Source organism: Kitasatospora albolonga (genome assembly GCF_039535905.1).
In the GTDB taxonomy this organism is placed as follows: Bacteria; Actinomycetota; Actinomycetes; order Streptomycetales; family Streptomycetaceae; genus Kitasatospora; species Kitasatospora albolonga.
This window is the reverse complement of the sequence record NZ_BAAAYB010000149.1, coordinates 122,401-136,099: the sequence shown is the minus strand read 5'-3', so window position 1 is coordinate 136,099 and position 13,699 is coordinate 122,401. Positions and strand designations below refer to the sequence as shown.

The 13,699-nt window shown below is 71.6% G+C and carries 14 protein-coding genes; 2 read left to right on the top strand and 12 right to left on the bottom strand.

The window, feature by feature from the left end; genetic code table 11:
• Positions 1-157 precede the first annotated feature (157 nt).
• Positions 158-817, top strand: coding sequence for an endonuclease NucS (nucS, locus tag ABD946_RS37065; RefSeq protein WP_345290126.1), 660 nt, complete (start codon positions 158-160; stop codon positions 815-817).
• Here the strand turns inward: nucS and ABD946_RS37060 are convergent.
• From ABD946_RS37060 to ABD946_RS37040, 5 genes are all read right to left on the bottom strand, one after another.
• Positions 814-3,024 (bottom strand): ATP-binding protein, encoded by a 2,211-nt coding sequence (locus ABD946_RS37060; RefSeq protein ID WP_345290125.1) that lies wholly within the window; start codon positions 3,022-3,024, stop codon positions 814-816. The genes nucS and ABD946_RS37060 overlap by 4 nt on opposite strands.
• A gap of 242 nt (positions 3,025-3,266) precedes the next feature.
• Entirely contained in the window at positions 3,267-3,602 is a 336-nt protein-coding gene (locus tag ABD946_RS37055; RefSeq protein WP_345290124.1) for an STAS domain-containing protein, read from the bottom strand.
• A gap of 246 nt (positions 3,603-3,848) precedes the next feature.
• Positions 3,849-4,715, bottom strand: coding sequence for a 3-hydroxyacyl-CoA dehydrogenase family protein (locus tag ABD946_RS37050; protein ID WP_345290123.1), 867 nt, complete (start codon positions 4,713-4,715; stop codon positions 3,849-3,851).
• Between the two features lie 155 nt (positions 4,716-4,870).
• On the bottom strand, positions 4,871-5,521 hold the full coding sequence (locus tag ABD946_RS37045; protein WP_345290251.1) for a response regulator: 651 nt from the start codon (positions 5,519-5,521) through the stop codon (positions 4,871-4,873).
• Positions 5,522-5,526: 5 nt separating this feature from the next.
• The gene (locus tag ABD946_RS37040) at positions 5,527-6,735 is read right to left on the bottom strand and encodes a sensor histidine kinase (RefSeq protein ID WP_345290122.1); all 1,209 of its coding nucleotides are present in this window, start codon (positions 6,733-6,735) and stop codon (positions 5,527-5,529) included.
• Between the two features lie 147 nt (positions 6,736-6,882).
• On the opposite strand from ABD946_RS37040, the gene ABD946_RS37035 reads away from it, so the two are divergent.
• A complete protein-coding gene (locus ABD946_RS37035) occupies positions 6,883-7,440 on the top strand; it encodes a hypothetical protein (protein WP_345290120.1) in 558 nt (185 codons plus the stop codon).
• A 7-nt stretch (positions 7,441-7,447) separates the two neighbouring features.
• On the opposite strand, the gene ABD946_RS37030 is transcribed toward ABD946_RS37035, so the two are convergent.
• The 7 genes from ABD946_RS37030 to atpA form a co-directional block, all read right to left on the bottom strand.
• Positions 7,448-8,020: a cob(I)yrinic acid a,c-diamide adenosyltransferase gene (locus ABD946_RS37030; protein ID WP_345290119.1), complete on the bottom strand. Its 573-nt coding sequence runs from the start codon at positions 8,018-8,020 to the stop codon at positions 7,448-7,450.
• A 29-nt stretch (positions 8,021-8,049) separates the two neighbouring features.
• Positions 8,050-8,427, bottom strand: coding sequence for a VOC family protein (locus tag ABD946_RS37025; RefSeq protein ID WP_345290117.1), 378 nt, complete (start codon positions 8,425-8,427; stop codon positions 8,050-8,052).
• 47 nt (positions 8,428-8,474) lie between these two features.
• Positions 8,475-8,975 carry a DUF2550 domain-containing protein gene (locus ABD946_RS37020; RefSeq protein ID WP_345290116.1) on the bottom strand — a complete coding sequence of 167 codons (501 nt, stop codon included), beginning with the start codon at positions 8,973-8,975 and terminating at the stop codon, positions 8,475-8,477.
• A gap of 139 nt (positions 8,976-9,114) precedes the next feature.
• Complete coding sequence (locus tag ABD946_RS37015) at positions 9,115-9,495, bottom strand: F0F1 ATP synthase subunit epsilon (RefSeq protein WP_104818316.1); 381 nt, start codon at positions 9,493-9,495, stop codon at positions 9,115-9,117.
• Between the two features lie 208 nt (positions 9,496-9,703).
• Positions 9,704-11,149 (bottom strand): F0F1 ATP synthase subunit beta, encoded by a 1,446-nt coding sequence (gene atpD, locus ABD946_RS37010; protein ID WP_345290114.1) that lies wholly within the window; start codon positions 11,147-11,149, stop codon positions 9,704-9,706.
• A gap of 2 nt (positions 11,150-11,151) precedes the next feature.
• Positions 11,152-12,066 (bottom strand): F0F1 ATP synthase subunit gamma, encoded by a 915-nt coding sequence (locus ABD946_RS37005; protein WP_345290113.1) that lies wholly within the window; start codon positions 12,064-12,066, stop codon positions 11,152-11,154.
• Positions 12,067-12,098: 32 nt separating this feature from the next.
• Positions 12,099-13,673: a F0F1 ATP synthase subunit alpha gene (atpA, locus tag ABD946_RS37000; protein ID WP_345290111.1), complete on the bottom strand. Its 1,575-nt coding sequence runs from the start codon at positions 13,671-13,673 to the stop codon at positions 12,099-12,101.
• Positions 13,674-13,699 lie beyond the last annotated feature (26 nt).

Here is a 13,699-nt window from a genome sequence, read left to right as displayed (position 1 = left end):
GCTCCGTCCCCGTTGAGTGACCCCCACCCGCCGGACAACCCGTGGAGCTACGGCGCGGGGCGGTGTGCAGACTCCATGTTTCGCCGTTCACGCGGGTTCATCACCCGTCCGTCGCGGTTTCGCTTCAACTGGCCCCGCTGGGCTAGCGTGGTCAACCATGCGTCTCGTCATTGCCCGCTGCTCCGTCGACTATGCCGGTCGGCTCTCCGCCCACCTGCCCTCCGCGACCCGCCTGATCCTGGTCAAGGCGGACGGGAGCGTCAGCATCCACGCCGACGACCGGGCCTACAAGCCCCTCAACTGGATGTCACCCCCCTGCTCCCTGAAGCAGGACGGCGACGTCTGGACGGTGACCAACAAGGCCGGCGAGAAGCTGATCATCACCCTGGAGGAGGTGCAGCACGACTCCTCGCACGAGCTCGGCGTGGACCCCGGCCTGGTGAAGGACGGCGTCGAGGCGCACCTCCAGGAGCTGCTGGCCGACCGCATGGAGGTGCTCGGCACCGGCTGGACCCTGATCCGCCGTGAGTACCCCACCGCGATCGGCCCGGTGGACATCCTCGGCCGGGACGCCGACGGCGCCACCGTCGCCGTCGAGATCAAGCGCCGCGGCGAGATCGACGGCGTCGAGCAGCTGACCAGGTACCTGGAGCTGCTCAACCGAGACCCGCTGCTCGCCCCGGTGAAGGGCGTCTTCGCCGCCCAGGAGATCAAGCCGCAGGCCCGGGTGCTGGCCACCGACCGCGGCATCGGCTGCGTGGTGCTCGACTACGACGAGCTGCGCGGCATCGACGACGACAAGCTCAAGCTCTTCTAGGACGCCGAGGGCGACCCCGGCGTGGTCGGGTCACTCGGCGACGGACTGGTCGGAGGCGTCGAGCTCGGCGACGGCGTCGTCGGGGGCGTCGAGGAGGCCGAAGGCGTCGTCGGGGGCTTACTGGTAGCGGGCGGCTGAGTCGTCGGCTGCGGTTGGCTCGGCTGCTGAGTGGTCGGCGTCGAGGACTTGCTCGGGCTCGAACTCGGCTTGCGGGTACCGCTCTTGGACGGGCTCGCGGACGGGCTCGGGCTCTCCGACTCGCTCGGCGAGGGGGCTGCCGAGGTGGCCGTCGGACTCGGCGTGGGCGTGGTGCCCGGGGCGATGCTGACGTCACCGGTGTAGACGCCCTCGTCCAGCACCCCGTTGTGGCCGCCCCGGCCGGGCTCGTCCGACCGCGCCAGGCTCAGGCCCACCGCCGTCCCCAGCACGCCGACCGCGAGCACCGCCGCCCCGGCCGCCACCGCGGCACGGCGGCGGCCGCCGCGGAGGATCTTCTTGCGGAACCGCAGCGGCACCTGGGCGGCGATCGCCCGCATCACGGGCCGCCGCCCCCCGCCGGGACGCCCCGCGCCCTCGATCGCCCGACCGGACCCGGCCCGCAGCAGCGCCAGCATCCGGCGCCCGGCGGCGGTGCCCCGGGCCTCCTCCACCGAGGCCCGCAGCGAGAGCGCCGCCTCCAGCTCCCCGATGGCCGGACCGGTCACCCCGGTGCAGGCCGCCAGCACGCCCAACTCCTGGTGGAACCAGGCCTCTTCGGTCGGCGAGCCGAGTTCGCGGGCCGCCTCCAGGCCGATCTCCAGCACCTGCTCCCAGGCGCCCCAGCGCAGCGACAGCGCGAAGGCCGGCGCCGCCGCACGGGCCAGCCGGAGCACCTCCTCCGGCCGCCCGGCCGCCCGGTCGGCCAGCAGCGCACCGACCACCACCTCGGCCTCGGCGGCCAGTTGGGCCGGGCTGACCGAGCTGTGCCCCACCCACCAGGAGAAGTGCCGGGCCGCCCCGAAGGCCACCTCGCCCGGCTCCCACTGCTCCGCCAGGGTCTCCAACACCCCGTCGGTGAGCCGGTGGTGGCCCCCGATCGAGACCGCCAGACCGCAATCGGTCAGCTCCTGCAGGGCGCTCTCGCCCAGGCCCACGTCGATCAGCGCGGGCAGGTGCGGGGCGGTCGGGCACTCCCCTCCGAGCGCCACCGCCAGCAGCAGCACCGCCCGGGCCGCCTCGCTCAGCCCGGCCGCCAGCCGCAGCGTCGGCGCCGCGGATTCGGCCACCGAGGGCAGCGGCACCGAACGGCGCAGCTCCCCCTCCAGCTCGGCCGGGTCCTCCGGCCGGGCGACCTCCTTGACCAGGCCGAACACCCGCCCCCGGTCCTCGTGTTCGGCGACCAGGGTGTCCACCTCGACGTCCCGCTGGCGCAGCAGGGCGGCCGCCTGCACGAAGCGCAGCGGCAGCCCCTCGGACTCGAACCAGAGGTCGATCGCCCAGGCCCGCTCGTGCTCGTCCAGCGGCCGGCCCGCCAGCCGGCTCACCAGGTTCAGACAGGCGGGGCGGGACAGCCCGCCCACCAGGTGGTCCAGCAGCCTTGAGCCGGGCGGCAGTTGGGGGCTGCCGGGGGCGACCGAGACCAGGAACGCGCAGTCCGGCGCGGCGGCCAGCAGCTCCTCCAGCTCGGGACCGCTCGGCTCGACGTCGTCGATCACCACCACGGCGCCCAACGGGGCCAGCAGGTCGCGCAGTTGGTCCTGGTCAGGGCGGAACGGGGCCGACCGGTGGGTGGCCGCGTACAGGTCCTGGAGCAGATCGGACGAGGTCCGGCGGTGCCCGGTCAGGCGCACCACCCCGTCCGGCGCCAGCTCGCCGGCGGCGTCCGCCACCGCACCCAGCAGCGCGGTCCGGCCGGAGCCGCCCTGGCCCACCAGCCGTACCGAACGGCCCTCCGCGAGCAGGCCCAGCAGCTGCGCCACGTCGGCCTCGCGGTCCAGCAGCGGCTGGTCCGCGGCGGCGCTCCCCAGGGCGAGCGGCCCCACCGCGGCGGCGGTCGGCCGGTGGCTGTCCGCCACCACCCGCCGCGGCTGCGGCCGCCACTCCGGCGGGCACGGCCGGAACTCCGACCCGTCCGCCCCTCCCACCACCAGCAGCCAGTCACCGGTGACCAGCTCACCGCTCCGCTGGCGCGGCGCCTCCTGCCGGACGTCACCGGATGGCTGGTTCACGATCTCGCTCCGCCCCGTCTAGGCCGACTGTCTGACCGGAGACTCTCGCACACCCGTCTCCGAGGCCTCTACCCGGGGCACGAAAGTGGCTACACCGGGGGCGCGGGGAACTGCGCGAGTGCGGAAGGCGGCCCAGCGTTGGATCGGGGCAGGCGAGCCAGTTGCAGGCGTTGCCGTTCCCCTGCGCGCAGTTCCTCGCGCCCCTGGGGCGCTGCCCTGCCGACGGCCGGCGGGAGCATGCGTCAGAGGACGACGGGCAGCGTGGTGCCGTAGGGGTCGGGGACGGTGCCCTCGACGGCGAGGATGCGGTGGAGGCGGGTGGCGACCAGGAGGCGCTGCAGCTGGGCCGGGACGGCACGCAGCACCAGACGGCGCCCGAGGCGCCCCGCCCTGCGGTGGGTGCCCATGATGACGCCGAGGCCGGTGGCGTCCCAGGACTCCAGGCCGGCGAGGTCGAGGACCAGGTCGCCGTGCCCGCCGTCGACCGCCTGGTGCAGGCGGGCACGGGCGTCGGCGGCGCTGCGGACGTCGAGGCGGCCCTGGATGGCCAGGCGCCGGTGGTCGCCGGTGATGTGCACGCTCTCCTCCTCCGCGGTCGCCCGAGCGGTCAGGACAATCGGAATGCCGTCTCCCCCTCACCCATCTGACGGCGGATCAGCCGTTCAGGTTGCTGGTCCGCGCCGGTTCCGGGCCAACTTCACCCGTCCGATGGAATAGAGGGAATATACGCAGTCGAGCCCCACACCCACGCTCGATTCCCACCCAAATCACCCGTGCGCGGCGGGGTCGTGAGCAAGCTCACCCACTCCCCCGCCGCCCGGGGCTCACTTCTGGTAGTCGTAGAAGCCCTGGCCGCTCTTGCGGCCGAGGTCCCCCGCGGTGACCATGCGGGCCATGATCTCCGGCGCCGCGAACTTCTCGTCCTGGGTCTCGGCGTAGATGTTGCGCGCCGCGTGCAGCAGGATGTCCACGCCGGTCAGGTCGGCGGTCTGCAGCGGGCCCATCGGGTGGCCGAAGCCGAGGCGGCAGGCGGTGTCGATGTCCTCGGCGCTGGCCACGCCCGTCTCGTACAGCTTGGCCGCCTCGACCACCAGGGCGGTGATCAGACGGGTGGTCACGAAGCCGGCCACGTCGCGGTTGACCACCACGACCTCCTTGCCGACGCCCTCGGCGAAGGCGCGGGACCGGGCCAGCGTCTCGTCGCTGGTCTTGTAGCCGCGGACCAGCTCGACCAGCTTCATCAGCGGCACCGGCGAGAAGAAGTGCACGCCGACCACGGACTCGGGGCGCCCGGTGGCGGCGGCGATCCGGGTGATCGGGATGGCCGAGGTGTTCGAGGCGAGCACGGCGCCGTCCTTGGCGAGCTTGTCCAGCTCGCGGAACACGCCTTCCTTGACGTCGAGTTGCTCGAAGACCGCCTCGACCACGATGTCGGCCTCGGAGACCGCGCCGAGGTCGGTGGTGGTGGTGATCCGGCCGAGCGCGGCCTCCGCCTCGTCGGCGGTCAGCCTGCCCTTGGAGACGAACTTCTCGTACGAGGCGCGGATGCCGTCCAGGCCGCGCTGCAGCGCGGCGTCGGTCACGTCGCGCAGCACCACCTGGTGCCCCGCCTGGGCCGAGACCTGCGCGATGCCCGCGCCCATCAGACCCGCGCCGATGACGGCGATCCGCTGGTCCGCTACGTTGCTCATGGCTACCCCTAAGCTCCTGAAGGCGGCTCGGGGCAGGGATCACCCACCGGAGCCGCGCCGCTCACGCGCCGGACTCTAGTGCCCACGGAGCCCGTGTGGTGCGATTGCGCAGTGTGATGCTGCTGACGTGCCCACGGTGGGTCCGACCTGCGCGCCTACTCCGGCACCATCCCCAAGTCCTGCGCCAGGATGGCGGCCTGCACCCGGCTGCGCAGCTCCAGCTTGGCCAGGATCCGGCTCACGTGCGTCTTCGTGGTCGCCTCGGCCATCTCCAGCCGCCCGGCGATCTCCCCGTTGGAGAGCCCGGCGCCCAGGCAGGCCAGCACCTCCCGCTCCCGGGGTGTGAGCGCCGCCACGGCCTCCCGGGCCCGGGGCTGGTCGGGCCGCCCGGGCCGGGCGAAGGTGGCGATCAGACGGCGCGTCACCGAGGGGGCGAGCATCCCGTCGCCGCGGGCCACCGTGTGCACGCCCTCGATCAGCGCGTCCGCCTCCAGGTCCTTGAGCAGGAAGCCGGCCGCCCCGGCCCGCAGCGCGCCGTAGACGTACTCGTCCAGGTCGAAGGTGGTCAGCACCAGCACCCGCGCGGCATCGGCCGCCACCACCCGGCGGGTGGCCGCGACCCCGTCCAGGCGCGGCATCTGAACGTCCATCAGCACCACGTCCGGCCGCAGCTCCAGCGCCAGCCGGACGGCCTCCTCGCCGTCCGCCGCCTCCCCGACCACCTCGATCCCCGGGTCGGTCCGCAGGATCATCACCAGCGCCGCCCGGACGGCCGCCTGGTCCTCCGCCACCAACACCCGCACCACGTCCGTCACGCCCGTCCCCCGGTCCTCGCACCCGTCCCCGGCTCGCGCGGCAGCACCGCGCGCACCACCCAGCTCCGCTCCACCGGCTCCGCCACGAAGCTGCCGCCGAGCAGCCCGGCCCGCTCGGCCATCCCGACCAGCCCGGCCCGGGCCCCGGGCAGCCCCCGGCCCTCGCCGGCCCGGTACGGGCTCTCCACCCGGATCTCCAACTCCTCGGCCCCGTGGGCCAGCAGGACCTCCACCTCACCCGGTGCGGCGTGCTTGAGCGCGTTGGTGAGCGCCTCCTGGACGATCCGGTAGGCGGCGAGCTCGACCGGGGCCGGCAGCTCGCCGCGCTCGCCCCGCTCGGTCAGCCGGAACCCCAGCCCCGCGGCCCGGCCGCTCTCGGCGGCCTTGGCGACCAGGCTGTCCACCGCCTCCAACCGGGGCGCGGCGTGGCTCTCCTCGGCGTCCCCGGCGCGCAGCAGGCCGATCATCCGGCGCATCTCGGTGAGGCCCTGCACGCTGTTCTCCCGGATCACCGCCATCGCGGCCAGCAGCGGGTCCTCGGGGTCGCGTTCCTGACGGCGTGCCAGGGCCTGGGCGCCGGTGGCGTGGATGGCGATCGCGGAGAGGTGGTTGGCCACCACGTCGTGCAGCTCGCGGGCCATCCGGGCCCGCTCCGCGACCACCGCCTCGCGCCGGTCCAGCTCCGCCAGCAGCGCGGTCTGCTCGGCCCGCAGCCGCTCCGTCTCGGCCCGGTCCCGGTGCTTGCGCACCAGGTCCGCCGTCCACACCGGCCCGAGGAAGACCAGCACGCAGACCACCACCGCGAGCAGCGCCTGCGCCACCGAGGTGGTGTACAGCCCGGCCAGCGAGCCCAGCACCACCGTGGTGGCCATCCCGGTCAGGTGCAGCACCTTGGACATCCGGGGCGAGCCGTAGAGCACCGCCGCGTAGAGCAGGTCGGTGTACATCACCAGCGAGGCGGCCAGCGAGCCGGCCCAGACCACGACGCCGATCAGCAGCCCGCCGAGGCTGACCGTCCAGACCGGATGGGTCCGGCGGAACAGCTCCAGCACCGCCAGGGCCACCAGCGGCAGCAGCACCGCCCAGACCGGCAGCGTGGCGGAGCGGTCGTACGCGCCGAAGGCGATCAGCACCAGCCCGCCGAGCAGGCTGCCCAGCGCGATGGCCCGGTCCTCCTGCCGCGGGGTGAGGTCGAGGTTGAGCACCGCCCCATCTCACCATCCCGCCCCGGCCCGCACCGACCCGCCGTACGGAGGAGCCCCGTACATCGAAAGGTGCACCCCGGTCTCCGCGCAGCCGACGATGACCGGCCGCCCGGCCCCCTGGGAGGCTGACTGCCAGGGAGGTACACCGTGATCGTCACACTGATCGTCGCCGGCGAGGTCGGGTTCTGGGTCCTGCTCGCCCTCGCCCTGGCCGCCCGCTACCTGCTGAGGTGGCGGACCGTCAGCACCGCGCTGCTGCTCGGCCTGCCGCTGATCGACCTGGTGATCCTGGCGCTCACCCTGGTCGACCTGCGCGGCGGCACCACCGCGAGCTGGACCCACGGCCTGGCCGCGAGCTACGTCGGCTTCTCGATCGCCTTCGGCCACATGATGGTGACCTGGGCCGACGGTCACTTCCAGCACCGCTTCGCCGGCGGACCGCGGCCCCCGAAGCCGCCGAAGTACGGCGCCGCGAGGGCCGCGCACGAGTGGGGGATCTTCGCCCGCACCGCGATCGCCGCCGTCATCACCGTCGGCCTGATCGCCGGCGTGACCTGGCTGGTCGGCGACGCCGAGCGGACCCGGGCGCTGAACGCCTGGTACCAGCGGATGGGCCTGGTCACCGGCATCAACCTGGTGATCGCCGCCAGCTACACCATCTGGCCCAAGCAGGAGAAGAAGGAGAAGTCCCCCGGCCTGCTCTGACCAGCCGTCAGCGGTTCTCGCCCGGCACCCAGAGCACGTCGCCGCGCTCCTTGTTGGCCGCCCGGGCCAGGATGAAGAGCAGGTCGGAGAGGCGGTTGAGGTACTTCGCGGTGAGCGGGTTGACGCTGTCCCCGTGCTCCTCGATCGCCGCCCAGGTGGCCCGCTCGGCCCGCCGCACCACGGTGCAGGCCAGGTGCAGGTGGGCGGCGCCGGGGGTGCCGCCCGGGAGGATGAAGCTGCGCAGCTTCTCCAGCTGCTCCAGGTAGTGGTCGCAGTCCCCCTCCAGCCGGTCGATGTAGGACTGGAGCACCCGCAGCGGCGGGTACTTCGGGTCCTCCACCACCGGGGTGGCCAGGTCCGCGCCGACGTCGAAGAGGTCGTTCTGAACCCGCGTCAGGACCGCCGCCACGTCCTCGGGGAGCTGCCCGACGGCCAGCGCCACCCCGATGGTGGCGTTGGCCTCGTTGGCGTCCGCGTAGGCGACCAGCCGGGGGTCCGTCTTGGTGGTGCGGCTCATGTCGCCGAGCGCGGTGGTGCCGTCGTCACCGGTCCGGGTGTAGATGCGCGTGAGGTTGACCATGCGCCGCAGCCTAGTACCCGGCCGCCGGGTCAGCCCCGGAACTCGTTGACGCAGATCAGGTTGCCCTCACTGTCCTTGCAGTAGGCCGAGGCTCCGCCGGGCCACTCGATCACGCCGTCCACGGTCTTGTAGTCCGGCAGGTCGTACTCCTCGAACACCACGCCGCGGGACCGGAGTTCGGCCATCTCCGCGCGCAGGTCCGGCACCTCGAAGGCCACCTGGGTGTGCCCGCCGCGGTCGGCGATCGAGGTCGGGAACAGCAGGATCGAGCTGCCGGCCACCTCGTAGATCGCGCCGCCCTCGATCTCCTTCGCCGGGGTCATCCCCAGCTTCTCCTGGTACCAGCTCTTGGCCCGGTCCAGGTCCACCACCGGGAGGGTGGTGGAGACGTTCCCCTGGGTCAACATGGTCGGCTCCCTTCCCGAAGAGCCCCCCTTCACCCAGTGTGGTCCCGTCAGGCGACGTTGACCCGCTGGCCGGGAGGCGCCGCCTCCAGCCAGGCCAGGAAGCCGGTCAGGGCGTCGTCGCTCATCGCGAGCTCCAGCGGGGCGCCGTTGTGCAGGCAGCGCAGCACCACCGAACCGGAGAGCAGCGCCAGCTCCTCCTGGCCCTCCGGGTAGCGCCGGCCCAGCACCTCGATCTCGCGGCGCGGCAGCACCCGGCGCGGGCGCGGCGCGTAGGAGAAGACCCGGAACCACTCGATCGAGTCACCGCTGTAGCGGCCGATACCAAAAACCCACCCCTTGCCGTCGGTCACGGGGACCGGGGCCGAGGTGGGCTGGCCGTTCTCGTCGAGATCGGGCTGCGTGGAGGCGTCCGCGGGCATTTTGAGGCGGTAACTGCAGTCGAACGTTCCGCCTACTCGCTGGATCACCCGGCGGCGGACCGCGAAGGCCACCAATCCGAGCACACAGAGCGCCACGACCGCCGCGCACACCAGAAGGGCGAGGACCATGCTCACCGACCTCCTCGCTACCCGCATCCCCGTTTGCCGGTCGTATCAACGACCCGGCACTGACCTACCAACTGATACGACAGTCCCGGGGTCACGCTCTCGCGTCCCCGGGACCGTCGGTCGTACGTACTGCTGGAACTCAGGCGGCCTTGCGGCGGCCGGCCGCGACGAGGCGGACCTCGGCGCGACGCTCGGCGTGCGCGTCGAGCTCGCTCTTCGCGGTCTCCAGCGCGCGCTCGGCGCGGGCGACGTCGATCTCGTCCGCGAGCTCGGCGATCTCCGCCAACAGCGACAGCTTGTTGTCGGCGAAGGAGATGAAGCCGCCGTGCACGGCCGCGATGACGGTGCCGCCATCGGTGGTGCGGATGGTGACCGGGCCACTCTCCAGCACGCTCAGCACCGGGGTGTGACCCGGCATGATGCCGGTGTCACCGGAGGCCGTACGGGCGACGACGATGGTGGCCGCACCGGACCACACCTTGCGGTCGGCTGCGACCAGCTCGACGTGCAGCTCAGCCAACGTGGGCTCCTAGGCTCTTGCAACCACCGGATGACCCGGCGATTGCGGTAAGAATAACGGGCCCGCGGCCCCGGCAGGAAACCAAGGACACGGAGATGACCGGGATCACAGCGGAACTCCGGTCACACGGCGGGCTCTGAGCCGTGAGGGGCGGCCCCCAGGGACGGGGACCACCCCTCACGGTCAGTCAGCCATCAGGCCGGGCTGGTTACTTCTTGGCCAGCTCGGCGGCGTTGCGCTCGAGGTCCTCGATGCCACCGCACATGAAGAAGGCCTGCTCCGGGACGGAGTCGTACTTGCCGTCCGCGATGCGGTTGAAGGCCTCGATGGTCTCCGACAGCGGGACGGTCGAGCCCTCGACACCGGTGAACTGCTTCGCCACGTAGGTGTTCTGCGAGAGGAAGCGCTCGATCCGACGCGCGCGGTGCACGGTGATCTTGTCGTCCTCGGACAGCTCGTCGATGCCGAGGATCGCGATGATGTCCTGGAGGTCCTTGTACTTCTGCAGGATCCCCTTGATGCGGATCGCCGTGTCGTAGTGGTCCTGCGCGATGTAGCGCGGGTCCAGGATGCGGGACGTGGAGTCCAGCGGGTCGACGGCGGGGTAGATGCCCTTCTCCGAGATCGGACGGGACAGAACCGTCGTCGCGTCGAGGTGGGCGAAGGTGGTGGCCGGGGCCGGGTCGGTCAGGTCGTCCGCGGGGACGTAGATCGCCTGCATCGAGGTGATCGAGTGACCGCGGGTCGAGGTGATGCGCTCCTGGAGGAGGCCCATCTCGTCGGCCAGGTTCGGCTGGTAGCCCACCGCGGAGGGCATGCGGCCGAGCAGGGTCGACACCTCGGAACCGGCCTGGGTGAACCGGAAGATGTTGTCGATGAACAGGAGCACGTCCTGCTGCTCGACGTCACGGAAGTACTCCGCCATGGTCAGCGCGGAGAGCGCGACCCGCAGACGGGTGCCCGGCGGCTCGTCCATCTGGCCGAAGACCAGCGCGGTCTTGTCCAGAACGCCCGAGTCGACCATCTCGTGGATGAGGTCGTTGCCCTCACGGGTGCGCTCGCCGACACCGGCGAACACCGACACACCACCGAAGTTCTCGGCGACGCGGTAGATCATCTCCTGGATCAGAACGGTCTTGCCGACACCGGCACCACCGAACAGACCGATCTTGCCACCCTGGACGTACGGGGTGAGCAGGTCGATGACCTTGATGCCGGTCTCGAACATCTCGGTCTTCGACTCGAGGTCCGCGAAGTTCGGCGCCTTGCGGTGGATCGGCCACTTGACCTCGACCTGGGCCTCGAACTCGGCCGCGTCGACGTTCAGGACCTCACCGAGGGCGTTGAAGACCTTGCCCTTGGTGATCTGGCCGACCGGGACGGAGATCGCCGAACCGGTGTCGGAGACCTGCGCGCCACGGACCAGACCGTCGGTCGGCTGCATCGAGATGCCGCGGACCAGGCCGTCGCCGAGGTGCTGGGCGACCTCGAGGGTCAGCACCTTCTTGCCCGAGCCGTCGGGGTTGTCCACCTCGACCTTGAGGGCGTTGTACATGTCCGGAATCGCGTCGACGGGGAACTCCACGTCGACGACCGGGCCGATGACCCGCGCGACGCGGCCCGTCGCCGTGGTCGGCTCAACAGTGGTGGTCATTCTCATTCGCTCCCGCGGCTAGCGTCGGCGAGGGCGTTGGCACCGCCGACGATCTCGCTGATTTCCTGGGTGATCTCGGCCTGACGGGCCGAGTTGGCAAGCCGCGTGAGCGACTTGATGAGCTCTCCCGCGTTGTCGGTCGCGGACTTCATCGCGCGCCGGCGAGCGGCGTGCTCCGAAGCGGCCGACTGCAGCAGCGCGTTGTAGATCCGGCTCTCGACGTACCGCGGCAGCAGGGCGTCGAGGACGCCCTCGGCCGACGGCTCGAAGTCGTACAGCGGGAAGATCTCGGCCTTGGCCGGCTTCTCCGTGCTGAGCTTGACCTCGTCCAGCTTCAGCGGCAGGAGACGCGCGTCCTGGGCGGTCTGCGTCAGCATCGACTCGAACTTCGTCGACACCAGGTGCAGCTCGTCCACGCCACCGACCTCGGCCGTGAAGGCCGCGATCAGGTCGGCGGAGACCGCCTTGGCGTCGCCGTAGGTCGGCTTGTCCGAGAAGCCCGTCCACGACCCCGCGACCTCAAGGTTGCGGAAGTTGTAGTACGAGACGCCCTTGCGGCCGACGATGTACGTCGCGACGTCCTTGCCCTCGGCCTTGAGCCGCGCGGTGAGCGCGACGCCGGCCTTGATGGCGTTGGTCGAGTAGCCACCGGCCAGACCGCGGTCCGCGGTGATCACCAGGACGGCGGCGCGGGTGGCGCCGGCCTTCTCGGTGGTCAGCGGGTGCTTGGCGTTGGACCGGGTGGCCACCGCCGTCACCGCCCGGGTGAGCTCATCGGCGTACGGAGTGGAGGCGGCCACCGCGCGCTGCGCCTTGACGATGCGCGACGCGGAGATCATCTCCATCGCCTTGGTGATCTTCTTCGTCGCGGTGACAGAGCGGATCCGGCGCTTGTAGACCCGAAGCTGTGCTCCCATGGGTCGTTACGTCCTTTCCCTCGCTACCGGACTCAGGCCTGCTCGCCGAGCAGCTTGCCGTCGGCGGTGGTGAAGCCCTGCTTGAACGACGCGATCGACTCGGTCAGCGCGTCGATGGTGCCGTCCTCGAGCTTCGAGGTCTCGACGATGCCCGCCAGCAGCTCCTTCTTGGAGGTGCGCAGGTAGTCGAGGAACTCGCGCTCGAAGCGGCGGATGTCGGCGACCGGGACGTCGTCCAGCTTGCCGGTGGTGCCGGCCCAGATGGAGACGACCTGCTCCTCGACCGGGAACGGCTGGTACTGGCCCTGCTTCAGCAGCTCGACCATGCGGGCACCGCGCTCCAGCTGCGCCTTGGAGGCCGGGTCCAGGTCGGAACCGAAGGCGGCGAACGCCTCCAGCTCGCGGTACTGGGCCAGGTCCAGGCGGAGGCGGCCGGCGACCGACTTCATGGCCTTGATCTGGGCGGAGCCACCGACGCGGGAGACCGAGATGCCGACGTTCACGGCCGGGCGGATGCCGGCGTTGAACAGGTCGGACTCCAGGAAGCACTGGCCGTCGGTGATGGAGATGACGTTGGTCGGGATGTACGCCGAGACGTCGTTGGCCTTGGTCTCGATGATCGGCAGACCGGTCATCGAGCCGGCGCCCAGCTCGTCGGAGAGCTTGGCGCAACGCTCCAGCAGGCGCGAGTGCAGGTAGAAGACGTCACCCGGGTAGGCCTCGCGGCCCGGCGGACGACGGAGCAGCAGCGACACGGAGCGGTACGCCTCGGCCTGCTTCGACAGGTCGTCGAAGATGATGAGGACGTGCTTGCCGTCGTACATCCACTCCTGGCCGATGGCCGAACCGGTGTACGGGGCGAGGTACTTGAAGCCGGCCGGGTCGGAGGCGGGAGCAGCCACGATGGTGGTGTACTCCAGCGCGCCGGCCTCCTCCAGGGCGCCGCGGACGGACGCGATGGTGGAGCCCTTCTGGCCGACGGCGACGTAGATGCAGCGGACCTGCTTCTTCGGGTCGCCCGACTTCCAGTTGTCGCGCTGGTTGATGATCGTGTCGATCGCCACCGCGGTCTTGCCGGTCTGGCGGTCGCCGATGATCAGCTGACGCTGGCCGCGGCCGATCGGGGTCATCGCGTCGATGGCCTTGATGCCGGTCTGCATCGGCTCGTGCACCGACTTGCGGACCATGACGCCGGGGGCCTGCAGCTCCAGGGCGCGACGGCCGGTGGAGGCGACGTCGCCCAGACCGTCGATCGGGTTGCCCAGCGGGTCCACGACGCGGCCGAGGTAGCCGTCACCGACCGGGACGGAGAGGACCTCGCCGGTGCGGTGCACCGTCTGGCCCTCCTCGATGCCGCTGAACTCACCGAGGACGACGACACCGATCTCGCGCGCCTCGAGGTTCAGCGCGAGGCCGAGGGTGCCGTCCTCGAACTTCAGCAGCTCGTTGGCCATGACCGAGGGCAGGCCCTCGACCTTGGCAATACCGTCCATGGCCTCGGTGACCGTGCCGACCTCTTCACGCGAGGCGGCGTCCGGCTGGTACGACTGGACAAAGCCGGCCAGCGCGTCCCGGATCTCCTCCGGACGGATCGTAAGCTCCGCCATCAGGCTTCCCTGCTCTCCTAGTTTGC